The sequence below is a fragment of the Streptomyces africanus genome, assembly GCF_002150735.1.
GTDB classification, from domain to species: domain Bacteria; phylum Actinomycetota; class Actinomycetes; order Streptomycetales; family Streptomycetaceae; genus Streptomyces; species Streptomyces africanus.
Genome location: NZ_MUKA01000266.1, coordinates 286 through 21,187 on the forward strand (window position 1 = coordinate 286; position 20,902 = coordinate 21,187).

22 protein-coding genes are annotated in these 20,902 nt (G+C 73.5%); 13 read left to right on the forward strand and 9 right to left on the reverse strand.

What is annotated here, in order from left to right; translation table 11 throughout:
- Together CCL05_RS29775 and xylB are read right to left on the reverse strand one after the other, a co-directional pair.
- On the reverse strand, nt 1-862 hold an 862-nt coding region (locus CCL05_RS29775; protein WP_425275953.1), incomplete at its 3' end, for an ROK family transcriptional regulator.
- 15 nt (nt 863-877) lie between these two features.
- Complete coding sequence (xylB, locus tag CCL05_RS29780) at nt 878-2,323, reverse strand: xylulokinase (protein ID WP_086563767.1); 1,446 nt, start codon at nt 2,321-2,323, stop codon at nt 878-880.
- 138 nt (nt 2,324-2,461) lie between these two features.
- Here xylB and xylA point away from each other — a divergent pair, with 138 nt between their 5' ends.
- Both xylA and CCL05_RS29790 read left to right on the forward strand, forming a co-directional pair.
- Nucleotides 2,462-3,643: a xylose isomerase gene (xylA, locus tag CCL05_RS29785; protein ID WP_086563768.1), complete on the forward strand. Its 1,182-nt coding sequence runs from the start codon at nt 2,462-2,464 to the stop codon at nt 3,641-3,643.
- Between the two features lie 61 nt (nt 3,644-3,704).
- A complete protein-coding gene (locus CCL05_RS29790; RefSeq protein WP_086563770.1) occupies nt 3,705-4,055 on the forward strand; it encodes a hypothetical protein in 351 nt (116 codons plus the stop codon).
- Here CCL05_RS29790 and CCL05_RS29795 read toward each other — a convergent pair.
- A complete protein-coding gene (locus tag CCL05_RS29795) occupies nt 4,044-5,327 on the reverse strand; it encodes an SWIM zinc finger family protein (RefSeq protein ID WP_086563772.1) in 1,284 nt (427 codons plus the stop codon). The genes CCL05_RS29790 and CCL05_RS29795 overlap by 12 nt on opposite strands.
- The gene (locus CCL05_RS29800) at nt 5,324-8,122 is read right to left on the reverse strand and encodes a DEAD/DEAH box helicase (protein WP_208641651.1); all 2,799 of its coding nucleotides are present in this window, start codon (nt 8,120-8,122) and stop codon (nt 5,324-5,326) included. Before CCL05_RS29800 ends, CCL05_RS29795 begins: the two co-directional genes overlap by 4 nt.
- A 289-nt stretch (nt 8,123-8,411) precedes the next feature.
- On the opposite strand from CCL05_RS29800, the gene CCL05_RS29805 reads away from it, so the two are divergent.
- Nucleotides 8,412-8,594, forward strand: a complete 183-nt coding sequence (locus tag CCL05_RS29805; protein ID WP_037674045.1) for a hypothetical protein — start codon at nt 8,412-8,414, stop codon at nt 8,592-8,594.
- Between the two features lie 62 nt (nt 8,595-8,656).
- Here the strand turns inward: CCL05_RS29805 and CCL05_RS29810 are convergent, their stop codons facing one another.
- On the reverse strand, nt 8,657-9,514 hold the full coding sequence (locus CCL05_RS29810) for a hypothetical protein (protein WP_086563774.1): 858 nt from the start codon (nt 9,512-9,514) through the stop codon (nt 8,657-8,659).
- Between the two features lie 133 nt (nt 9,515-9,647).
- A complete protein-coding gene (locus CCL05_RS29815) occupies nt 9,648-9,944 on the reverse strand; it encodes a hypothetical protein (protein WP_086563775.1) in 297 nt (98 codons plus the stop codon).
- A 98-nt stretch (nt 9,945-10,042) separates the two neighbouring features.
- On the opposite strand from CCL05_RS29815, the gene CCL05_RS29820 reads away from it, so the two are divergent.
- On the forward strand, nt 10,043-10,945 hold the full coding sequence (locus CCL05_RS29820; protein ID WP_086563777.1) for an oxygenase MpaB family protein: 903 nt from the start codon (nt 10,043-10,045) through the stop codon (nt 10,943-10,945).
- A 33-nt stretch (nt 10,946-10,978) separates the two neighbouring features.
- On the opposite strand, the gene CCL05_RS29825 is transcribed toward CCL05_RS29820, so the two are convergent.
- Nucleotides 10,979-11,578 (reverse strand): class I SAM-dependent methyltransferase, encoded by a 600-nt coding sequence (locus tag CCL05_RS29825; RefSeq protein ID WP_086563801.1) that lies wholly within the window; start codon nt 11,576-11,578, stop codon nt 10,979-10,981.
- A gap of 152 nt (nt 11,579-11,730) precedes the next feature.
- On the opposite strand from CCL05_RS29825, the gene CCL05_RS29830 reads away from it, so the two are divergent.
- From CCL05_RS29830 to CCL05_RS29850, 5 genes are all read left to right on the forward strand, one after another.
- Nucleotides 11,731-12,504: an MHYT domain-containing protein gene (locus CCL05_RS29830; RefSeq protein ID WP_086563778.1), complete on the forward strand. Its 774-nt coding sequence runs from the start codon at nt 11,731-11,733 to the stop codon at nt 12,502-12,504.
- Nucleotides 12,505-12,582: 78 nt separating this feature from the next.
- Nucleotides 12,583-15,096 carry a sensor histidine kinase gene (locus CCL05_RS29835; protein ID WP_086563780.1) on the forward strand — a complete coding sequence of 838 codons (2,514 nt, stop codon included), beginning with the start codon at nt 12,583-12,585 and terminating at the stop codon, nt 15,094-15,096.
- Nucleotides 15,093-15,530 (forward strand): roadblock/LC7 domain-containing protein, encoded by a 438-nt coding sequence (locus tag CCL05_RS29840; RefSeq protein WP_020277336.1) that lies wholly within the window; start codon nt 15,093-15,095, stop codon nt 15,528-15,530. The genes CCL05_RS29835 and CCL05_RS29840 overlap by 4 nt, the downstream gene beginning before the upstream one ends.
- Before the next feature lie 22 nt (nt 15,531-15,552).
- Complete coding sequence (locus tag CCL05_RS29845; RefSeq protein ID WP_086563781.1) at nt 15,553-15,963, forward strand: DUF742 domain-containing protein; 411 nt, start codon at nt 15,553-15,555, stop codon at nt 15,961-15,963.
- Nucleotides 15,964-16,012: 49 nt separating this feature from the next.
- Nucleotides 16,013-16,618, forward strand: a complete 606-nt coding sequence (locus CCL05_RS29850; protein ID WP_086563782.1) for a GTP-binding protein — start codon at nt 16,013-16,015, stop codon at nt 16,616-16,618.
- 21 nt (nt 16,619-16,639) lie between these two features.
- Here the strand turns inward: CCL05_RS29850 and CCL05_RS29855 are convergent, their stop codons facing one another.
- A complete protein-coding gene (locus CCL05_RS29855; RefSeq protein WP_086563783.1) occupies nt 16,640-17,068 on the reverse strand; it encodes a PPOX class F420-dependent oxidoreductase in 429 nt (142 codons plus the stop codon).
- A gap of 104 nt (nt 17,069-17,172) precedes the next feature.
- Between CCL05_RS29855 and CCL05_RS29860 the strand changes: the two genes are divergently transcribed.
- From CCL05_RS29860 to CCL05_RS29875, 4 genes are all read left to right on the forward strand, one after another.
- Complete coding sequence (locus CCL05_RS29860) at nt 17,173-17,586, forward strand: roadblock/LC7 domain-containing protein (protein ID WP_086563784.1); 414 nt, start codon at nt 17,173-17,175, stop codon at nt 17,584-17,586.
- 133 nt (nt 17,587-17,719) lie between these two features.
- Nucleotides 17,720-18,664, forward strand: a complete 945-nt coding sequence (locus CCL05_RS29865) for a DUF6397 family protein (RefSeq protein WP_167409634.1) — start codon at nt 17,720-17,722, stop codon at nt 18,662-18,664.
- 62 nt (nt 18,665-18,726) lie between these two features.
- Nucleotides 18,727-19,098: a VOC family protein gene (locus tag CCL05_RS29870; RefSeq protein ID WP_086563786.1), complete on the forward strand. Its 372-nt coding sequence runs from the start codon at nt 18,727-18,729 to the stop codon at nt 19,096-19,098.
- A gap of 10 nt (nt 19,099-19,108) precedes the next feature.
- Nucleotides 19,109-19,894 carry an Fpg/Nei family DNA glycosylase gene (locus tag CCL05_RS29875; protein WP_086563788.1) on the forward strand — a complete coding sequence of 262 codons (786 nt, stop codon included), beginning with the start codon at nt 19,109-19,111 and terminating at the stop codon, nt 19,892-19,894.
- 120 nt (nt 19,895-20,014) lie between these two features.
- Here the strand turns inward: CCL05_RS29875 and CCL05_RS29880 are convergent, their stop codons facing one another.
- A complete protein-coding gene (locus CCL05_RS29880; protein ID WP_086563790.1) occupies nt 20,015-20,887 on the reverse strand; it encodes an acyl-CoA thioesterase in 873 nt (290 codons plus the stop codon).
- Nucleotides 20,888-20,902 lie beyond the last annotated feature (15 nt).

Consider the following 20,902-nt stretch of genomic DNA (forward strand, 5'->3'; position numbering starts at 1 on the left):
CGGCCGCGCGCAGCACCGCCTCCTCGCCTGCGTACTGCTCCAGGCACCCGCGCCCGCCGCACGCGCACTCCGGCCCGTCCGGCTGGACCGGCACGTGCCCCAACTCGCCCGCGAAACCGCGGGTTCCGCGCAGCAGTCCGCCGTCCACCACGACCGCAGCGCCGATGCCGATCTCCGCCGACACGTGCAGGAAGTCGCGCGGCGTGCCCTCACCCAGCCAGAGTTCAGCGAGGGCGCCGAAGTTGGCCTCGTTGTCCACGGTCAGGGGGAGGTCCGCCGGCAGCAGGTCACCGAGGTCCGTGTCGTGCCAGTCGAGGTTCGGGGCGCGTACGACGGTCCGGGCGTCGCGCGCCACCAGACCGGGCACGGCCACGGCGAGACCGGCCGGCCACAGGCCCTCGCCCTCCGCCTCGGCGACGACGCGGCGGATGAGTTCGGTGAGCTCGGCGAGCACGGGCCCTGGGGAGCGGCCGCGGTTCGCGCCCTGGCGTATGGCCCGCGACCGGGTCGTACCGCGCAGGTCCACGGCACAGACCGCGAGATGGTCGACGCCGATCTCCGCGCCGATCCCCGCCGGTCCGCGTCCGCTCAGTGCGAGCGCGGAGCCGGGGCGGCCCACCCGGCCGGGCCGTTCGGGCCCCAGCTCCTCCAGCAGCCCCGAGCGGATCAGTTCGTCGACGAGCGTCGAGACCGCCGCCCGGGTCAGGCCGATCCGCGACGCGACGGCGGCCCGGGACAGCGGCCCCTCGGCCCGGACGGCGTGCAGGACCCGGGCCAGGTTGCGGCGGCGCATGCCCTGCTGGGTGTCCGGCAGGGCGCGTCCCGGGCCGGCCGGACGGGCCTCGTGCAGCGGTGCGGTCATGCCTGACGCCAGTCCTCAGTGGGTGTCCGTGGGGCGCTCCAGCAGCGGAGCCGCGTCGGAGAGTACCCCGGCGATCCTGGCCAGCGTCTCCTCGTCCCGCTCGACGGCGTCGAGTACCGGCCCGGCAGCCGTGTTCCAGCGCCGGGCGACCGCCGCCGGGTCCTCCCCGGTCAGCACCCCGGCCGCCTGCGCGGCGGCGCCGAGCGCCACCAGTTCCTTCGCCTCGGGCACCTGCACGGGACGCCCCGACAGCCGCCGTACGGTCTGCTGCCAGGCCGTGCCCCGGGCACCGCCGCCGATCAGCAGCAGGGGCGCCGCGGGGTCCGCGTCCTCGTCGAGGACCAGGTCGAGCGCGCCGAGCAGGGAGTGCACGGCGCCGTCGTAGGCGGCCTGGAGCAGCTGGCCGGCGGTCGTGTCGTGGCGCAGGCCGTGCAGCAGCCCGGAGGCGTTCGGCAGGTTCGGGGTGCGCTCGCCGTCCAGGAAGGGCAGCAGCGTGACGGCCGTGCCGGGCTCGACGGCCTCGCGGTCCAGGCCCAGCAGCGTCGCCACGCGATCGACGGCGAGCGTGCAGTTCAGGGTGCAGGCGAGCGGCAGCCAGTCACCGCGGGCGTCGGCGAAACCCGCCACCGTGCCGCTCGGGTCGGCGGGCCGCCGCCGCGACACCGCGTACACCGTGCCCGAGGTGCCGAGGCTCATCACCGGCATGCCCGGACGCACCCCGAGGCCCAGCGCCGCCGCGGCGTTGTCGCCGGTGCCGGGCGCGACCAGGGTGCCCTTGGAGAACGGCAGATCATGGCTGTCGCGCACGGTGCCCGCCACCTCGCCGGGCCGGACCACACGGGGCAGCAGGGCCGGGTCGAGCCCCACGTGCGCCAGGATCTCCTCGTCGTAGCCCTCCGTCCCGGACGCCCACCAGCCCGTCCCGGAGACGTCCCCGCGGTCGGTCGTGCCCTGCCCGGTGAGCCGCTCGGTCAGGTAGTCGTGGGGGAGGCGCACGGCCTTGGTGGCGCGCGCGGCTTCCGGTTCGTGCTCGGCCAGCCAGGCCCACTTGGTGACCGTGAACGAGGCGGCGGGCACGCTTCCGGTGCGCTCGGCCCAGAACTTCGCGCCGCCCAGTTCCTCGGTCAGCCTGCGGGCCTGCGGCGCCGAGCGCACGTCGTTCCACAACAGGGCCGGACGGACCGGCTCACCGCGCTCGTCCAGCGTGACCAGGCCGTGCTGCTGCCCGCCGACCGACACCGCGGCGGCCTCGTGCGCCGCGTCGCCGCACTGGCGCAGGGCCTCGCACAACGCGTCCCACCACTGACGCGGATCGCTCTCGCGCCCGGCCCCCGAGGAGACCGTGTGCGGCGCCTGGCCGCTCGCGACGACCCGGCCGGTCGACGCGTCGACGACCAGCGCCTTGGTGGACTGGGTGGACGAGTCCACGCCGACGACGAGCGGACCCTCGGCTGCTGACATCGGGCTTCTCCCTCTGCTCTCGTCCATCTTTCGTCCTGCTCTCGTCCCGAGACACCTTGTCTCTTCCCAGGAAGGTGCTCGCATACTAATTTGTAAATCGGCATGACGAAATAGCCTCAGCGAGCAAGGAGCCGCGGCATGAGCTACCAGCCCACCCCCGAGGACAGGTTCACCTTCGGCTTGTGGACCGTCGGCTGGCAGGGACGGGATCCCTTCGGCGACGCCACGCGGCGTGCCCTCGACCCGGTCGAGACGGTGCAGCGCCTGGCCGAGCTCGGCGCCCACGGCGTCACCTTCCACGACGACGACCTGATCCCGTTCGGCTCGAGCGACACCGAGCGTGAGGCCCACATCAAGCGCTTCCGGCAGGCGCTGGACGCCACGGGCATGAAGGTCCCGATGGCCACCACCAACCTCTTCACGCACCCGGTCTTCAAGGACGGCGCCTTCACCGCCAACGACCGCGACGTGCGCCGCTACGCGCTGCGCAAGACCATCCGCAACATCGACCTCGCCGTCGAGCTCGGCGCCCAGGTGTACGTGGCCTGGGGCGGCCGGGAAGGTGCCGAGTCGGGCGCCGCCAAGGACGTCCGCGCGGCCCTGGACCGGATGAAGGAGGCCTTCGACCTGCTCGGCGAGTACGTCACCTCCCAGGGCTACGACCTGCGCTTCGCGATCGAGCCCAAGCCGAACGAGCCGCGCGGCGACATCCTGCTGCCCACCGTCGGCCACGCCCTGGCGTTCATCGAGCGCCTGGAGCGTCCGGAGCTCTACGGCGTCAACCCCGAGGTCGGGCACGAGCAGATGGCCGGGCTGAACTTCCCGCACGGCATCGCGCAGGCGCTGTGGGCGGGCAAGCTCTTCCACATCGACCTCAACGGCCAGTCCGGCATCAAGTACGACCAGGACCTGCGCTTCGGCGCCGGTGACCTGCGCGCCGCGTTCTGGCTGGTCGACCTGCTGGAGTCGGCCGGCTACACCGGCCCGCGGCACTTCGACTTCAAGCCCCCGCGGACCGAGGACCTCGACGGGGTGTGGGCCTCGGCGGCCGGCTGCATGCGCAACTACCTCATCCTCAAGGAGCGCGCCGCCGCCTTCCGCGCCGACCCCGAGGTCCAGGAGGCCCTGAGCGCGGCCCGCCTGGACGAGCTGGCCCAGCCCACCGCCGCGGACGGCCTCCAGGCCCTGCTCGCCGACCGGTCGGCCTTCGAGGCCTTCGACGTCGAGGCGGCCGCCGCCCGCGGCATGGCCTTCGAGCGTCTGGACCAGCTGGCGACGACGGACCCGTCATGCTCCGGAATCATGCGATCCGCGCCATGAGCCGGTATCAACTTCCGTGCGTCTCTCCCGCCTTGAGCGGTGCGCGGCGACGCTGGTCGGTATGGCCATGCCACCCGTACCGCCTCATCCGCCCGGGCCTCCCCGGCGCCGGAATCCCCTGCTCGCCCTGCTCGTCGTGCTGATGGCCGTCGCGGCCGTGGCCGTCGTGGTGCTGATGGCCAGGGGCGGCGACGACGCGCCGGACCGGGAGCCGCCCGCCGGGAGCACGAGTCCCACCCCCGCCCCGTCCTTCGGCCTTCCCACGAAGCTGCCCACCCGGTTGCCCACCGAGGTGCCCAGCGACCTGCCGACCCGGCTGCCGTCGGGCTTTCCCAGCCGGCTGCCGAGCGATCTGCCCAGCGACCTCGCATCGCTCCTGCCGTCCCTGGACACCGGCGGGCTACTGCCCTGAGCTCGGAGCGGCTCCCTCAGCGGCGGCGAGTTCCGCCGACGTCAGTGCCGTCGCCGGATCCTGTACGGCGCCTCCCGAGGGGAGCCAGCGGCCGCGCTCCTTGTGGTAGGGCCACCACCGGCCGTCCCGGCCGAGACGCAGCTGGACCGGCGCGCCGACGACCGTCCAGCGGTTGCCCCGCGCCCGCAGCTCCGGCCGCTCGTCCGCGTCCCAGGCCGATTCCAGGGCGGCACGCGCGCGTGCGAGCGTCTCGCCCTGCGCCTTCCACTCCTCGTCGAGCACGGCCAATGCCGCCGTACCGCCGTGGCGCCAGGCACGGACCGCCGTCGCCAGCCCCTCCCGGCCGCGCCCCGACCCGTCGGCCAGCCTGTCCGCCACCTCCTGCCCGGGGCCGCCCGCGGCCAGCCGTACGGCGTCTTCCGAGACGGTCGGGTCCGCGCAGGAGGGGTGCCGCTCGGCAGGGTCCCGGAGTGACTCGGCGAGCAGGCGGTGGGCCAGTACGGCGGTCCGCGCGGCCAGGAACTCCAGCGCGGCCGGGTCGATGCCCGGGGCGGGCGGCGTCTCGGTGTCCAGGGACGGCGGCACCCCCGGCTCGTCGGGGAGTTCGGGCAGGGGCGGCAGCGGAGGCAGGATGTCGCCGGCCGCGTACGCCTCGGCCGCGTCCACCCCCTCCTGGCCGGAACGCTCCGCCGCGGACGCGCCGCTGCGCGACTGGAGGGCGTTCAGCAGGGCGGCTTCGTCGCGTCCGCGCATCAGGAGCAGGACGAACGGGTCCTGGTCCAGCAGGCGTGCCACCTGGTAGCAGAGCGCCGCCGTGTGCCGGCAGTGGTCCCAGGCTCCGCAGCCGCACTCCGGCTCCAGATCGCCCAGACCCGGCAGCAGGTCGACGCCCTCGGCCGCGGCGTCCTCGACCAGGTGCGGTGGCATCTCACGGTCCAGCAGCGCCGCCACGTGACCGGCCCGCTCGACGGCCATGTCCAGGAAGCGGTCCCACTGTCCGGGCGAGAGCTCCTCCAGCAGGACGTCGGCACGGTGTGCCGTGCGGTCAGGGTCCTGTACGAGGGCCGTGAGCCGCCCCGGGCGCACCGACACCGCGCCGACCGCTCCCGCGCGCGCGAGCCGGCGGCCCGTCCTGAGCTGCGCCGAGTCCAGTGCCGTGTCCTCCAGCGCCTTCAGCCACGCCTGACCCCACCAGGTCTGTGCGAGGCCCCGCCCGTGCGCGGGCGGCAGCGCGGCGAACGTGCGCTCCGTGTCACCGTCGTGCCGAGTCATCGCAGGCCCCCTCGCAGTGCGACCAGATCCGCCAGTTCCGCGTCCGTCAGCTCCGTGAGGGCGGCCTCGCCGGAGCCCAGGACCGCGTCCGCCAGTTCCCGCTTGCGGGCCAGCAGTTCGGCGATGCGGTCCTCGATGGTTCCCTCGGCGACGATCCGGTGCACCTGCACGGGCCGGGTCTGGCCGATGCGGTAGGCGCGGTCGGTCGCCTGGGCCTCGACGGCCGGGTTCCACCAGCGGTCGTAGTGCACGACGTGCTCGGCCCGGGTGAGGTTCAGGCCGGTGCCCGCCGCCTTCAACGACAGCAGGAACACGGGCACTTCACCGTCCTGGAAGCGCCGCACCATGGCCTCGCGTGCGGCGACGGGCGTCCCGCCGTGCAGGAACTGCGAGGGCGTGCCGCGGGCGGCCAGGTGCCGTTCGAGGAGGCGGGCCATCTGCACGTACTGCGTGAAGACCAGCACGCCCGCCTCCTCGGCGAGGATCGTGTCGAGCAGTTCGTCCAGCAGGTCCAGCTTCCCGGAGCGTCCGGCGATCACCGGCCGCTCCTCCTTGAGGTACTGCGCCGGGTGGTTGCAGACCTGCTTGAGGCCGGTCAGCAGCTTCACGATCAGTCCGCGCCGCGCCATGCTGTCCGCGCCGGAGATCTCCGCGAGCGCCTCACGCACCACGGCCTCGTACAGGCCCGCCTGCTCCTGGGTGAGCGACACGGCGTGATCGGTCTCGGTCTTCGGCGGCAGCTCGGGCGCGATCCCCGGGTCCGACTTGCGGCGGCGGAGCAGGAACGGCCGTACGAGCCGGGCCAGCCGGTCCGCGGCGGCCGGGTCCTGACCGCCCTCGACGGCCTCCGCGTACCGCCTGCGGAAGGTCCCGAGCCGGCCCAGCAGCCCCGGAGTGGTCCAGTCGAGGATCGCCCACAGCTCCGACAGGTTGTTCTCCACCGGGGTGCCGGTGAGCGCCACACGCGCGCGTGCCCCGATCGAACGCAGTGCCCGCGCGGTCGAGGAGTGCGGGTTCTTCACGTGCTGGGCCTCGTCCGCGACGAGCATGCCCCACGGCACCTCGGCGAGCCGGGGCGCGTCCAGGCGCATCGTGCCGTACGTGGTGAGCACGAACTCCCCGTCGGCCAGGCCGTCGAGACCGCGCCGCGCACCGTGGAAGCGCCGCACGGGTGTGCCGGGCGCGAACCGCTCGATCTCCCGCTGCCAGTTGCCCATCAGGGACGTCGGGCAGACCACCAGGGTGGGCCCGGCGGAGGCGGCGTCGGTCTGCCGGTGCAGGTGCAGGGCGATCAGCGTGATCGTCTTGCCGAGCCCCATGTCGTCGGCGAGGCAGCAGCCGAGGCCCAGCGAGGTCATACCCGCGAGCCAGCTCAGGCCCCGCCGCTGGTAGTCCCGCAGGGTGGCGGCGAGGGCCGCCGGCTGCTCCACGGACTGCTGCGCCTCGGGGTCCGCGAGCCGCTCCCGCAGAGCCGCCAGCCATCCGGTGGGCCGCACCTCGACCCGGCGGCCGTCCACCTCCGCCCAGCCCGTCAGGGCCGCGCCCAGCGCGTCGACCGGCGTCACCTTGTGGTCCTGCCGGGAGCGGGCCAGACGTACCTCCTGAGGGTCGACCAGGACCCACTGGTCGCGCAGCCGCACCACGGGGCGTTTGGCCTCGGCGAGCCGGTCCAGCTCTTCCCGGCTCAGCCGCCGGTCGCCCAGTGCGAACGACCAGTCGAAGGCGAGCAGCGCGTCGGCGGACAGGAACGACGGCATGGCCGCGAAGGACGTGCCGGACTCCGGCTCGTCGTCGGCAGGGCCCACCTCCGCGCGCGTGCTGAGCTCGCGGGTCAGTCCCTTCGGCCAGTGCACGTCCACTCCGGCCGCCGCCAGCGCCCGGGCGCCCGAGCCGAGCAGCTCGGTGACCTCCTCGTCGGCGAGCTCGACCGCGTCCGGCACGGGCGCCGACAGCAGGGGCGTGAGCGGGGTCCAGGCCCGGGCCGCGCGGCGCAGGGCGAGCAGGGCGTCCATCCGCGCGCGCGGGCCGAAGGCATCGCCCCCGGCGCCGGACCAGACGTCCGCGGCGTCCGCCACGAGCGCGGGATCGCTCACGCCGTGCACCTGGAGCACGGCCCGGAACGTCACGTCCGCTTCGTCGGCCGCCGCGTCCGTCAGGCCGTCCGCCTCGACGCGCAGCGACAGCCGCACCCCCGCGTCGTGGCCCGCGGCGACGTCGGCGGCCCACGCGCGCTGCTCGGGCAGACGCACCGGCCCGGGCGACGCGTAGGCGCGGCCGCCGGTGACCAGCGGCGCGGCGGGGGAGCGGGGCAGGGTGTCGGCGACCGCGTCGAGGAAGGCGCGCAGCAGCCGCTCCGGGTCCGGCAGCCGCAGGGGCCCGGCGCCCGCCAGGGGGACGGCGTGCGCCTCGGGCGGCATGGCGGCGGCGAGGCGGCGCACGGCCTCGACGTCCTGGGCGCGCAGCGGGCCCGTCCGCCAGGCGTCGTGGTCGGCCGGGGACAGCCCCGGCAGCAGCAGTCCGCGGGCCATGAGATGCAGGGCGTGCACGGCCGCCGCGCCCCAGAACACGGTGGACCGGTGCCCATGACTCACGGCACGCGCACGTGTGAGGACCGGCAGGGCCGCGCGTACCGGCAGCAGAACCGCGGGCACGCTCAGCGGCTCGACGCCGTCACGGCCGGGCACGACGACGGTCAGATCCGTGGCGGACGCCGACGTCACCGTGGGCGGGGCCTCGCCGTCGGACCGCCAGAAGGCGACGCTGCCGGTCCGGGCCGGGTCGCCGGGGACGAACACGGTGCGGCAGCCGGCCAGTTCGGGGACATCGGAGGAGGGTGCCGGGGGAGTCGGATGCTCGGCTATGGCTGATTCCTCAAATTTGACTAGCGGGTCGGAGTCGCCGAGGGTACAGCACTTCTGGTGCACGTGGGTGTGAGTGATGTGTGACCTGGGTCACTATGGGGAGGTCGGGGGTGTGTAGGGGGCGCACCTCAGGGATGTCTCAGGGTCGCGGTCCGGAACTGCCGCAAGCGCGGGCCCGTTTTCGAGACAGAGAGCGGCAGTGGCCGCGAAGGAGGCGACAGTCATGTCGAAGAACGCCAAGATCGCCGTAGGCGGTGTGGCGGTCGGGCTCATCCTGCTGATCTGGCTGCCCTGGTGGGCCGCGCTTTTGATCATCCTGGGAGTCCCGGCCGCCGCGTACCTCACGCTGGACCCCTCACAGCGGCGCAGGCTGCGCCGTGCCACCCGGAAGGAACTGGGCCGTTGACGCGCTGCTGACCGGCGCGGCGAAGGCCGCACCGGCTCGCTTCGGCCGTACGGCCCACCAGCTCAGTTCGGCCGTACGGCCATCTTGTCGAGGGCCTCGAGGAGGCCCGGCAGCTCCGGCCCCCGTCCGACCGGCAGGACCTCGCCGGGTTCCTCGTCGAGCAGCACGAAGGCGATGTCGTCGGTCCTGGCCACGAGCGACCAGCCGGGACCGTCGGCCCGCAGGGTCCGCGCGTCACCCGGTGCGAACGACGACCGGACCCGGCCGAGCGGCGGCGGCGAGTCGATGTAGGTGCGGGCCTCCGCGAGGACGCGCCGGATGCCGCTGTGGCCCTGCTGCCCGTTCCCCTCGCTTCCGCCCGGACCGTCGGCCGCCGCGCCCGCGTCACCCGGTGGCGCCGCGGACCCGGGTGCCGGGAAGGCCGAGTCGTCGACCTGTTCCCGCCACGCCGCCCACTGAAGCGCGATCTCGTCCGCGCCCAGGCGCCGCTGGGCGGGGCCCCAGACGGTGGTGTCCGGCGGAGCCAGCGGGGGCCGGTCGTCGGCCTCCGGACCGGGATCGTGCGGCGCGGGCACTCCGGGTGCCGCGACGGCGACCGCGAGGGGCCAGCCGGGCAGGGCCGCGACGACCGTGCGCTCGTCGGGCGACAGTTCGTACTCCATCCCGCAGTCCCAGGACGCGATCGCGACGGCCACCAGGGAGACGTCGTCGATGACCACGGTCCACCGGGCGCCCTCGCCGTCCTGGCCGAGCACCAGCCCGTACCCGTCGGCGAGCGGCGCGAGGCCGAGCGCCGCGCACGCCTCCGGATAGTCGTCGCCCAGCACGCTCGGGAACTTCGCCGGCGTCAGCAGCACCGCCGTGAGCACATAGAGCGCGTCGTCCGCGGCGGCGACGGTGTCCTCGTCCGTCCCGGCCATCCCAGCCTCCCCATCGGTTCGTCCACCGGCGCGCACCCTAGTGCGCGCGCAACCCCCTTGTCACGGGCCCGCAAGCGCGTGGAGCTGCCGTTTTCCCGCGTACGGGGCGAATCGGCCCTCCCCGCCGGGCGTGTCACTCCGCCGGCAGTCCCAGCAACTCACGGGCCACGGCCCGGGGTGACTGGCCGCGTTCCCGCGCGAGCGCGACGACGGCCCGGCAGGCCAGCTCGTTCACCCCGAACGACAGCGCCTCGGGCGACACCCAGCCGGCCGCCTCGTCGGCCCGCTCCGGGTCGTCCTCCGCGCTCGCCGTGACGTAGGCCGCCGCCGCCTCGAAAAGATTGTGTGGACGTTTGTCCCCGCCGGCCTTCGGCTCCGTGCGCAGGGCGTGAGCGACTCTTCCTCCGGCCTTGCGGACCTTGCCCCACATGCTGACCACCTTCCCCAGTGCGGATGTCCCGCCGTGCCGGTCATCTCCCGGACACCAACGTAAAGTTGCAGATCCGGTGACAGAAGGGGGACGGCACTGTGAAGCGCTTCGCACGCCTGGAACAGATGCGGCGGATGGACCCGTACCGGCAGGCCACGGAGATCTACCGGCTGAGCGTGGCGTACGAGTTCCCCTGGGACTTCACCCGCGCCCTGGAACTGGCCCTGTACCGCACCTACGCGGTCCCGAGCATCGGCCGACTGCTCGCCGAGACGGCGGAGCTCACGGAGCGGACGCAGAAGCGCTACGACGACACGTCGCTGCTCCTGGACGCCGTGGTCGAGCACGGCTTCGGCAGCGACCAGGGCAGGACCGCGATCCGCCGCATCAACCAGATGCACCGCAGCTACGACATCAGCGACGACGACATGCGCTACGTGCTGTGCACGTTCGTCGTGGTGCCCAAACGGTGGATCGACGCCTACGGGTGGCGCAGGTTGTCGCGCCACGAGACCGTCGCCAGTGTCGTCCACTACCGCACGCTGGGCCGGCACATGGGCATCAAGGACATCCCCGAGACCTACGAGGAGTTCGAGACCTGCCTCGACGACTACGAGGCGGACCGCTTCGCCTGGGACGAGCAGGCCCGGCGGGTCTCGGACGCCACGCTCGACCTGATGTCCTCCTGGTACCCGCGCCCGCTCGCCCCGCTGCTGCGCACCACGACCCTCGCCCTGCTCGACGACCCACTGCTGCGTGCCTTCCGCTACACCCCGCCGAGCGCCGCCACGCGCGCGTGGGTGCGTCGAGCGGTACGGCTGCGGGGCCGCGCCGTCCGTCTGCTGCCGCCCCGGCGTGCCCCGCACTTCGCCCGCCAGAACTGGGAGATCAAGGGCTACCCGGACGGCTACCGGCTCGCCGACCTGGGCACGCGCCCGGTCCCCGGCGTCCGGGGCTGTCCCGTGCGGCACGTGGCGGCGTCGGACACCGAGGCCGGGTGACGCGGCTGCTCAGCCCTCGCGGACGGCGGCTGCTCAGCCCTCGCGGACGGCAAGCGCCAGAAAGCGGGAGTCCTCGTCGACGTACGACGACATGCGCCACCCCGAACCGGCCAGCAGCGGCCGGAGGTTGGGCTCGGCGCGCAGGTCGTCCGGGGTGAGAGGGCGGCCGTGGCGCGCGGCCAGGGCCGCCCTGCCGATCGGATGGAACAGCGCGAGCACACCACCGGGACGCACCACGCGTGCCAGCTCCCGCAGGTTCTCGGCCGGACTCGGCAGGTGCGAGATCAGCCCCGCCCCGAACACGGCGTCCAGCGCACGTGAGCGCAGCGGCAGCGCGGCGACGTCCGCGAGCAGCAACGCCCCGTCACGGTCCCGTCCGGCCCGCACGGCCTCCCGCAGCATGGCCGGGGTCAGATCGGCGCCGAGCACCACGCCCGAGGGCCCCACGGCGGCACGCAGCGGCGGCAGGGCGCGTCCGGTGCCACACCCCGCGTCGAGCACGCGGTCGCCCGCGCGCAGTCCGAGTTCGGCGACCGCGGCCGCGTAGGCGGGACCGTCGTCGGGGAACCGGCTGTCCCAGTCGGCGGCGCGGGCGGTGAAGAACTCCTGGACACGCGTCTGGTCGTCGCTCATGTACCGCATGATTCCTCACCGGCGCGGATGACGCCTCAGTGCACATGTTCGAGCGTGACCCGATCGTTCCGGTACCTCCTTGCGTCATATTCCAACACCTTTCGAAATGCGCCCCCTTCGTGCGCCCCTGCCGGGTCTAGCGTCCCGGGGCCATGGGACACCTGGACCACGCCGCCCTGGGGTGGCTGACCCCCGCACTGTCGTACGTGATGGCCTGCACAGGCGCCGCACTCGGACTGCGCTGCACCGTCCGCGCGCTCGCCGCCACCGGGCGCTCACGCCGCAACTGGCTCGTCACCGCCGCCTCGGCGATCGGCACCGGCATCTGGACCATGCACTTCGTGGCCATGCTCGGTTTCGGCGTCGGTGGCACCGACATCCGCTACGACGTGCCGCTCACCCTGCTGAGCCTGCTCGTCGCCATGGTCGTGGTCAGCGCCGGCGTCTTCGCCGTCGGCTACAGCCGGGACCGCGGCCGGGCCCTGCTGATCGGCGGGCTCACCACCGGCCTCGGCGTCGCGAGCATGCACTACCTGGGCATGGCGGCCGTCCGCCTGCACGGCGACGTGACCTATGAGCCGGTGCTCGTCGGGCTCTCCGTCCTGATCGCCGTCGTCGCCGCGACGGCGGCCCTGTGGGCGGCGCTCAACATCAAGTCGGCCGTCGCGGTCACCCTCGCCTCCCTGATCATGGGCGCGGCCGTCAGCAGCATGCACTACACCGGGATGTTCGCGGTGAGCGTGCGCGTGACGCCCTCCGGGGAGGCACTGCCCGGGGCCACGGCGATGCAGTTCGTCTTCCCCCTCGCCGTCGGCCTCGGGTCCTACCTCTTCCTGACCTCCGCCTTCGTCGCGCTGTCGCCCACGGCGGGGGAGCGCGAGGCGTCCGCCTCGGCCCAGCGGCCGGTCGAGAACGCCGCCCGTTAGCCCGCAGACCCCATAGCCCGGACGGCACGCCCTGAAGCCGGGGTGACACGCCCCGAACCACCCCCGAGCGAGGAGTTCATGCGTACACCCCGTAGGACCCCCGAGGCGCCGCCTCCGCCCGCGCGCGGTCGCCGCGCGCACGCCGGACCACCGGCCGACGAGGACGGCGAGGCCCTCTCGGAGACCGCACCGGACGGAGCGGCCACGCGCGCGCAGCGCCTGCACATACGCCCCCGTACCGTGCGCGCCAAGATCGTCTGCCTGCTGATGGTGCCGGTCGTCTCCCTCCTGGCCCTGTGGGCCCACGCCACCGTCACCACCGCCCAGGACGTCTCCCGGCTGCGGCAGGCCCAGCGCGTGGACGCCACGGTCCGCGCCCCCGTCTCCGCCGCGGTCGCCGCCCTCCAGGCCGAACGCGCGGCCGCCGTACGCCACGCCACCGATCCCTCCGCCGCCGGGACCGACGAGCTGGACGAACTCGCCCGGAGCACCGACCGGGCCGTCGCGAAACTGCGGCTCGGCGAGGACAGCACCGTCGCCGACAGCGAGGAGCTGCCCGCCGGAGTCGCCCGCCGCCTGGAGGCGTTCGTCACCGGAGCCGGGCAACTGCGTCCGCTGCGGACCGCGGTGCGGGACCGGCGCGCGGACTGGGCCGAGACATACCGTCGCTACACCCGGACCATCTCGGACGCTCTCGGCGTCGGCGGCGCCCTCACCGGCATCCAGGACGCCGACCTCGGCTCCGACGCGCGCGTGCTGCTCGAATTCTCCCGCGCGGGCGAGGCCTTGGCCCGGGAGGACGCCCTGTGGGCGAGCGCCCGCCTCTCCGGGACGCTGACCGGAGAGCGGCTTCGGCTCTTCACCGGCGCCGTCGAACTGCGCCGCGCCCTCACCGAGTCGGCCGTCGCCGACCTGCGCGGCACCGAACGCGCCGCGTGGAGCGCCCTGACCGACAGCAGCGCCTACGCCGGGCTGCGCGACGCCGAGGACGGGATCCTCGCCGCCGGACCGGGCGCCGAAGCGATCGACGCGGCACCCGAGAGCACCTGGAACACCGCCCACGCGCGCGTACAGAACGGCATGCGCGCGATCGAGGACGACGCAGCACGAGACGTCGCGGAACGAGCCGACCCGTTCACCCGGGGACTGCTCACCCCGGCCGGCGCGGCCGTCCTGCTCGGACTCGCCGCCGTCGCCGCCTCGCTCGTCATCTCCGTACGCATCGGCCGCGGCCTCGTGGTGGAGCTCGTGACCTTGCGCAACAGCGCCCTGGAGATCGCCCGGCGCAAACTCCCCGAGGCCATGAGCAGACTGCGCGCGGGCGGGGAGATCGACATCCGCGCCGAAGCACCGCGGGGACCGGCCGCCGAGGACGAGACCGGGCAGGTCGCCGAGGCCCTCGGCACCGTCCACCGGGCCGCGTTGCGGGCCGCCGTCGAGCGCGCCGAACTCGCCAGCGGCATCTCCGGCGTCTTCGTCAACCTCGCCCGCCGCAGCCAGATCCTCGTCCACCGGCAGCTGAGCCTGCTCGACAGCATGGAACGCCGCTCCGACGACCCGAACGAACTGAGCGACCTCTTCCGCCTCGACCACCTCACCACGCGCATGCGGCGCCACGCCGAGAGCCTGATCATCCTCTCCGGAGCGGCCCCGGGGCGGGCCTGGCGCATGCCCGTCTCGCTGACCGACGTGGTCCGCGCGGCCGTCTCGGAAGTGGAGGACTACGCGCGCGTGGAGGTACGGCAACTCCCCGAGGCGGCCGTCGCCGGCGCGGCCGTCGCCGACCTCACGCACCTCCTGGCCGAGATCATCGAGAACGCCGCGCAGTTCTCGCCGCCCCACACGCGCGTGCGCGTCACCGGCGAACCCGTCGGCAACGGCTACGCCGTCGAGGTCGAGGACCGCGGCCTCGGCATGGGCAAGGAGACCCTCGCCGAGGCCAACCGCCGCATCGAGCAGTCCGAGGCGCTCGACCTGTTCGACAGCGACCGGCTCGGCCTGTTCGTGGTCAGCAGGCTCGCCGCCCGGCACGGCGTCAAGGTCCACCTGAGGACCTCGCCGTACGGCGGCACCACCGCGGTCGTCCTGGTGCCCACGGCTCTGCTGCACACCGGGGCCGCGGAACGTTCCCCCGGTGAAGCGGTGCACGCGCACCAGCGCGAGGAGCGGGCCCACGCGCGCGTGCCCGACGGTCTCCCGCATCAGGACACCGTCCCCGAAGCCGTCCCGGCACCGGCCGGCCGGCGCTCCCTGGTGGCTCCCGTCCCGGCCGTCGCGGAGACCGCGAGCCATACCCCACCCCCAGGAGTGGCCACCTTGCGACTGCACCGGCCCGAGGAGCAGGCCGACGACTCCGACGACCTCCCGCGTCGCGTACGGCAGGCCAGCCTCGCGCCCCAGCTGCGCAACGGGCGCCCCGAAGAGCCGCCGCCCTCGCCCGCACCCCGGGACGACGAACGCACGCCCGAGGCCGTCCGGGACCGCATGGCGGCGTACCGCGCCGGCTGGACGCGCGGCGGCGGCAGGCCACCCGGCCGCGGAACCACTTCCGGCCCGACGGGCAGCGACAGCAGCGAAGGAGACCCCGCATGATCCAGGACCCGAGCACGCACTCCGCCCGGAGCTCCGGCGAACTCGACTGGCTGCTGGACGATCTGGTCCTCCGCGTGAGCGAGATACGGCACGCCGTGGTGCTGTCCAATGACGGCCTCGCCGTGGGCGCCTCGACCGACCTGCGCCGCGAGGACGCCGAACACCTCGCCGCGGTCGCCTCGGGCTTCCACAGCCTCGCCAAGGGAGCCGGGCGGCACTTCGGTGCCGGCGGGGTCCGCCAGACGATGGTGGAGATGGACGAGGGCTTCCTGTTCGTGGCCGCCGCGGGCGACGGATCCTGCCTCGCTCTCCTCACCGCCGTGACCGCCGACATCGGCCTCGTGGCCTACGAGATGGCACGCCTGGTCAAACGCGTCGGCGAGCACCTCGGCACCGCGCCCCGCGTCGGCGCCCGGCCACCCGCCGCCGGATGAACCGAGAGGGCGGTCCGCGCAGATGACCGAGGACATGACGGGTACCCCGGCCGAGCGGGGCAGCCAGTGGTACGACAACGAGGCCGGCCCGCTCGTCCGCCCCTACGCCATGACGGGCGGACGCACCCGGCCCGGCCCGGCCGGCGTGCGGTTCGACCTGATCGCCCTGGTCACGCTCGACCCGGCCGCACCCGGCGTGGACGACGCCCCGCTCGGCCCGGAACACCGCAACCTCCTCGACCTGTGCCGTACGGAGACCCAGTCGGTCGCCGAACTCGCCGCGGACGCGGATCTGCCCGTGGGCGTCGTCCGGGTCCTCCTCGGCGACCTCCTGGAACTCGGCTGCGTCACCGTCAGCCGCCCTGTGCCGCCGGCACAGCTGCCCGACGAGCGCATTCTGCGCGAGGTGATCGCAGGACTGAGGGCGCTGTAGACGCACGCACTCCACCACCCGACGCACGCACTCCCGAGAGAAGTGATCAATGGTCTCCGAGCACTCCGACGCCACCGGCGGCGAGACCTCCGCACTGGCGTTGAAGATTCTGGTCGCCGGCGGGTTCGGCGTGGGCAAGACCACCCTGGTGGGCGCACTCAGCGAGATCCGGCCGCTGCGCACCGAGGAACTGCTCAGCGAAGCCGGCCAGTCGGTGGACGACACCGACGGCGTGGACCACAAGACCACCACGACCGTCGCCATGGACTTCGGACGCATCACCATCCGCTCCGGCCTCTCCCTGTACCTGTTCGGCACACCGGGCCAGGACCGGTTCTGGTTCCTGTGGGACGAGCTGTCGCAAGGGGCGCTCGGCGCGGTCGTCCTCGCGGACACCCGGCGCCTGGAGGACTGCTTCCCCGCGGTCGACTACTTCGAGCACCGGCGCATCCCGTTCGTGGTGGCCGTCAACTGCTTCGCGGGCGCCCGGCGGCACGGCGCCCCGGACGTCTCACGCGCCCTCGACCTCGACCAGGGCACACCGGTGGTGCTGTGCGACGCCCGGGACCGCGACTCGGGGAAGGAGGTCCTGATCCGGCTCGTCGAGTATGCCGGGCGGATGCACACCGCCCGGCTCCTCGACTCGGTCGGATGACCGAAGGGCCCGGCCCCGCGGTCAGTCCGCGAGGTCCCGCTCCGCCAGGACCCTGTCGATGGCGACCCGGACGAGGAGTTCGCCCGGGACGCCGTTGCGGGCACCGAACTCCTCGGCGCGTTCCTCGCCCATGTACCGGGCGGCGATGCGGGTGGCCCAGTGCCGTACCTCGTCGAGGTCCTCGGAGACACGGGCGCGGCCCCGCACGACCACGAAGGAGTACGGCGGCCGGTCGTCGTCCACACACAGGGCGACCCGGCCGTCACGGATGAGATTGCGCCCTTTCACGGTGTTCTTGCCGGTGTTGAACACCAGCTCGTCGCCGTCCAGGACGAACCAGATCGGGGCCACATGAGGGCTCCCGTCGGCCCGGACCGTGGAGAGCTTTCCGGTGCGGGTGCCGTGGGAAACGAACTCCCGCCATTGCGCGTCGGTCATCTTCTCTGCCATGGCTCCCATCCTCCTTGCCCCGGCAGCGGTCGTGGGGAAGGCTGGCGTGGAGATCCTCCGGCCAGGAGGAGAATCGCACGGGGAGAAAACGGGGAGATCGGAACATGGCGCAGAACCAGGGACTGGACTGGCTGCTGGACGACCTGACCGAGCGCGTCCACCAGGTGCGGCACGCACTGGTCCTGTCCAACGACGGCCTGGTGACAGGGGCGAGCACCGGACTGCGCCGCGAGGACGCGGAGCACCTCGCGGCCGTGTCGTCCGGACTGCACAGCCTGGCCAAGGGCTCGGGACGGCACTTCGGGGCGGGCAGCGTACGCCAGACGATGATCGAGTTCGACGACGCGGTGCTCTTCGTCACCGCGGCCGGCTCGGGCAGTTGTCTGTGCGTCCTCAGCGGCGCGGAAGCCGACATCGGCCAGATCGCCTACGAGATGACCCTGCTGGTCAACCGGGTCGGCGAGCACCTCGACGTCGATGCGCGCCAGCCCGAACGGAAACCGGAAACAGACGCCTGACCTGCGTTTTCGTCATCCCCCGCGGAGTTATCCACAGGCTCGCCACGAGATCCGCGGAAGCGGCTACGGTTTTTTTCACGGCGACCGCACACGGCGTGAGCCGCTGACGCTGACTCCACGGGGGAGACCGACCATGTCCGGCACCATCGCGAAATCCGACCGCCTCACCTGCGCCCCGAGCCGGGCCGCCCGCGAACTGGACCTCAGGCGCGGTGACTTGGACCTGGCGGTGAACCTCGGACTCATCCGGACCGTCCCCGACGAAGGGGGCGGAGGCCGACGGGTCACCCGCGCCGAGATCGACCGGCTGCGCGCCGAGGACGGCTTCCCGGACGCCTTGCGCGAGCGCGTCGCGACCGTCGGCACCCATGAGGGTGCCGAGATCATGGACGTGGCACCCACCAGGTTCACGAGCCTCGCGCGTTTCGGCCTGCTCGTGCCCGTCCGCTTCTATCTGAACCGCTACCGCACCGTCGTCTGGCTCTATCTGGCCGAAGAGCTACGGCAGTTCGCGGCCGACAAGAGCAACACCCGGCTGCTGACCGGCCGTGTGCCCGCGGAAGTGCGGGAAGGGCTGAAGGCAAAGCTGGACCGGCGGCCCCGCAACTGGCGGGGACGGCACATCGGGTTCCTGCTGCGGCAGGCGGGAGACGACCCGTGGGCCCACGCGGCGGCCGTCGCCTGCCTCCTCGACCCGGCCGACGTGGCGGACGTCGTCGAGGACCCGTACGAGCGCGACCATCTGAACCGCCGCCGCCCCCGGCTCCCGGCACACGGCGCGCCCGGCTCGCCCGCCGCCGAGCGGGCCCAGGAGCTCATGACGGCGAGCGAGCCGGACGAAGTGGCCTGGTTCCGCGCGGACCTCGCCCACACGATGGAAACGGCCCGAAGGCAACACCCGGCACCACGTCCGGCCCCGGAACCGCCCCTACAGCAGGAGGACCGCCCGGCACCCCCGGACCATCCCCCTTCCCAGGGGATCCTGGGCTGGCTGCGCCGGCAGAGGCCGGCGGCCTACGGGGTGACCCTGCCTGCCCCTGCCGGGCGGAGGGCACGGGCCCGGCTGTCCGCCCGATGAGCGATGAGTTTCCGGATGCGTCCCGGTCTGACCTGTGAGGAGACTAGGTTCGGGAGGCGAATATGTTCGGTACGACGAAGGCGTTCAGCGGGTTCTCCGTGAACGACATCGAGGCGGCCAGGACGTTCTACGGCGACACGCTGGGACTGCGCGTCTCGGAAGAGCACGGCATTCTGACCCTGCACATCGCGGGCGACCGGGACATCCTGGTCTACCCGAAGAAGGACCACACCCCGGCGACATTCACCATCCTCAACTTCCCCGTCGACGACATCGAGGCGGCGGTCGACGAGCTGAGCAGAAGGGGGGTGCGCTTCGAGCGCTACGACCACCTCAAGACGGACGACAAAGGCATCTTCCGCGGCGGCGGCCCGCTGATCGCGTGGTTCACCGACCCGGCGGGGAACGTGCTGTCCGTCCTCCAGAAAACCTGACCGGACGGTCATGCCCGAGCTGCCCGATGTCGAGGGCTTCCGCCAGGTGCTGGAATCCTGCGCCAAGGGACGGGTCGTGCGGCGCGTCGAGGTGCGGGACGCGGGCGTCCTGCACGGCGTCGGGGTCCGGGGCCTGCGTGACGCGCTGGAGGGGCGGCGGTTCGGCACACCGGAGCGGCACGGCAAGTGGCTGCTCGCCCGCACCGGCGGCCCCACCCTCGTGCTGCACTTCGGCATGACGGGCCGACTGGTCTGCGGACGACCCGAGGACGCCGTCGAGGCCCACGACCGCGTGCTGTTCACACTGAGCGGCAACCGTCAGCTGCGCTTCCGTGACCAGCGCAAACTCCAGGGCCTGTGGCTGGCCCACGACGACTCCGATCTCGACCGGCTGCTTCGGCGGCAGGGCCCCGACGCGATGGCGGTGGACCGTGCGGAGTTCGAGGCCGTGCTCTCGTCGCGCCGCGGGCACCTGAAGACCGCGCTCACCGACCAGTCCGTCCTGGCCGGCCTCGGCAATCTGCTCGCCGACGAGATCCTCTGGCGCGCCCGGTTGCGCCCCGACCGCCGGGCGCGGGAGCTCGGCCAGGACGATCGGCGTCGCCTGTACAGCGAGATGCGCAGAACCCTGCGGTCCGCCGTCAAGGCGGGGTGCGTGCCGCCGCGGGACTCCTGGCTCACCGGGCACCGCGACGCCCCCGACCCCAGGTGCCCGCGCTGCGGCAGCGGCCTGCGCCGGTCCCGGATGGCGGGCCGTGGCACGGTGTGGTGCCCGCGGTGCCAGCCGGGCGGGTGATCAGGCGGGGACCGGTAGGTCGCCGGGGGCCGGCTCTCCCGGCGGGCTGGGCCGGTACCGGCGTAGATCAGCGCCCGGCCCTGGTCCGGAAGCCGGGGCAGACCGGCGTCGCGTCCGGGTTCAGCCCAGCTTCCTGAACAACCCCTCCTGCACGACCGACACGACCAGCCGGCCCTCACGGTCGTAGATGCGGCCCCGGGCCAGACCGCGGCCGCCGACCGCGATCGGTGACTCCTGGTCGTACAGCAGCCAGTCGTCCGCGCGGAACGGGCGGTGGAACCACATGGCGTGGTCCAGTGACGCCATGTCGAAGCCCCGCGGGCCCCACAGTGGCTCGACCGGGATGCGGACGGCGTCCAGGAGGGTCATGTCGCTGGCGTAGGTGAGGGCGCAGGTGTGCACGAGCGGGTCGTCGCCGAGCGGCCCGACCGCGCGCATCCACACGGCGCTGCGCGGCTCGGAGTCCGCGACCTCGTCGGTGGTCCAGCGCAGCCGGTCCACATAGCGGATGTCGAAGGGCTGGCGGCGGGCCATCCGCTCCAGCTGCTCGGGCAGCGCGCCCAGATGCTCCCGGATCTCGTCCGTGACCGTGGGCAACGACTCCGGGTCCGGGACCGTGCGGGCGGGCGGCAGCTGGTGTTCGAAGCTGCCCTCCTCCGGCTTGTGGAAGGAGGCGGTGAGATTGAAGATCGTACGGCCCTGCTGCACGGCCGTGACCCGGCGGGTCGTGAACGACCGCCCGTCACGCACCCGCTCGACCTGGTAGACGATCGGCACCCCCGGGATGCCCGGGCGCAGGAAGTACGCGTGCAGCGAGTGCACGGGCCGGTCGCCGTCCGTGGTGCGGCCGGCGGCGACCATGGCCTGGCCCGCCACCTGGCCGCCGAAGACCCGCTGGAGGGACTCCTGCGGGCTGCGGCCACGGAAGATGTTGACCTCGATCTGCTCCAGATCGAGCAGGTCGACCAGTCTCTCGGCCGGGTTCGTCGTCATCGGTGGGATTCTCCT

What these genes read in the sequence shown, in the direction of transcription:
- CCL05_RS29845 (WP_086563781.1), top strand. Translation starts at nt 15,553, where the DNA reads ATGACCGAGGACATGACGGGTACCCCGGCCGAGCGGGGCAGCCAGTGG.
- CCL05_RS29790 (WP_086563770.1), top strand. Translation starts at nt 3,705, where the DNA reads ATGGCCATGCCACCCGTACCGCCTCATCCGCCCGGGCCTCCCCGGCGC.
- CCL05_RS29875 (WP_086563788.1), top strand. Translation starts at nt 19,109, where the DNA reads ATGCCCGAGCTGCCCGATGTCGAGGGCTTCCGCCAGGTGCTGGAATCC.
- CCL05_RS29870 (WP_086563786.1), top strand. Translation starts at nt 18,727, where the DNA reads ATGTTCGGTACGACGAAGGCGTTCAGCGGGTTCTCCGTGAACGACATC.
- CCL05_RS29835 (WP_086563780.1), top strand. Translation starts at nt 12,583, where the DNA reads ATGCGTACACCCCGTAGGACCCCCGAGGCGCCGCCTCCGCCCGCGCGC.
- CCL05_RS29855 (WP_086563783.1), bottom strand. Translation starts at nt 17,068, where the DNA reads ATGGCAGAGAAGATGACCGACGCGCAATGGCGGGAGTTCGTTTCCCAC.
- CCL05_RS29860 (WP_086563784.1), top strand. Translation starts at nt 17,173, where the DNA reads ATGGCGCAGAACCAGGGACTGGACTGGCTGCTGGACGACCTGACCGAG.
- CCL05_RS29825 (WP_086563801.1), bottom strand. Translation starts at nt 11,578, where the DNA reads ATGAGCGACGACCAGACGCGTGTCCAGGAGTTCTTCACCGCCCGCGCC.
- CCL05_RS29850 (WP_086563782.1), top strand. Translation starts at nt 16,013, where the DNA reads ATGGTCTCCGAGCACTCCGACGCCACCGGCGGCGAGACCTCCGCACTG.
- CCL05_RS29810 (WP_086563774.1), bottom strand. Translation starts at nt 9,514, where the DNA reads ATGGCCGGGACGGACGAGGACACCGTCGCCGCCGCGGACGACGCGCTC.
- CCL05_RS29830 (WP_086563778.1), top strand. Translation starts at nt 11,731, where the DNA reads ATGGGACACCTGGACCACGCCGCCCTGGGGTGGCTGACCCCCGCACTG.
- xylB (WP_086563767.1), bottom strand. Translation starts at nt 2,323, where the DNA reads ATGTCAGCAGCCGAGGGTCCGCTCGTCGTCGGCGTGGACTCGTCCACC.
- CCL05_RS29795 (WP_086563772.1), bottom strand. Translation starts at nt 5,327, where the DNA reads ATGACTCGGCACGACGGTGACACGGAGCGCACGTTCGCCGCGCTGCCG.
- CCL05_RS29865 (WP_167409634.1), top strand. Translation starts at nt 17,720, where the DNA reads ATGTCCGGCACCATCGCGAAATCCGACCGCCTCACCTGCGCCCCGAGC.
- xylA (WP_086563768.1), top strand. Translation starts at nt 2,462, where the DNA reads ATGAGCTACCAGCCCACCCCCGAGGACAGGTTCACCTTCGGCTTGTGG.
- CCL05_RS29840 (WP_020277336.1), top strand. Translation starts at nt 15,093, where the DNA reads ATGATCCAGGACCCGAGCACGCACTCCGCCCGGAGCTCCGGCGAACTC.
- CCL05_RS29880 (WP_086563790.1), bottom strand. Translation starts at nt 20,887, where the DNA reads ATGACGACGAACCCGGCCGAGAGACTGGTCGACCTGCTCGATCTGGAG.
- CCL05_RS29815 (WP_086563775.1), bottom strand. Translation starts at nt 9,944, where the DNA reads ATGTGGGGCAAGGTCCGCAAGGCCGGAGGAAGAGTCGCTCACGCCCTG.
- CCL05_RS29805 (WP_037674045.1), top strand. Translation starts at nt 8,412, where the DNA reads ATGTCGAAGAACGCCAAGATCGCCGTAGGCGGTGTGGCGGTCGGGCTC.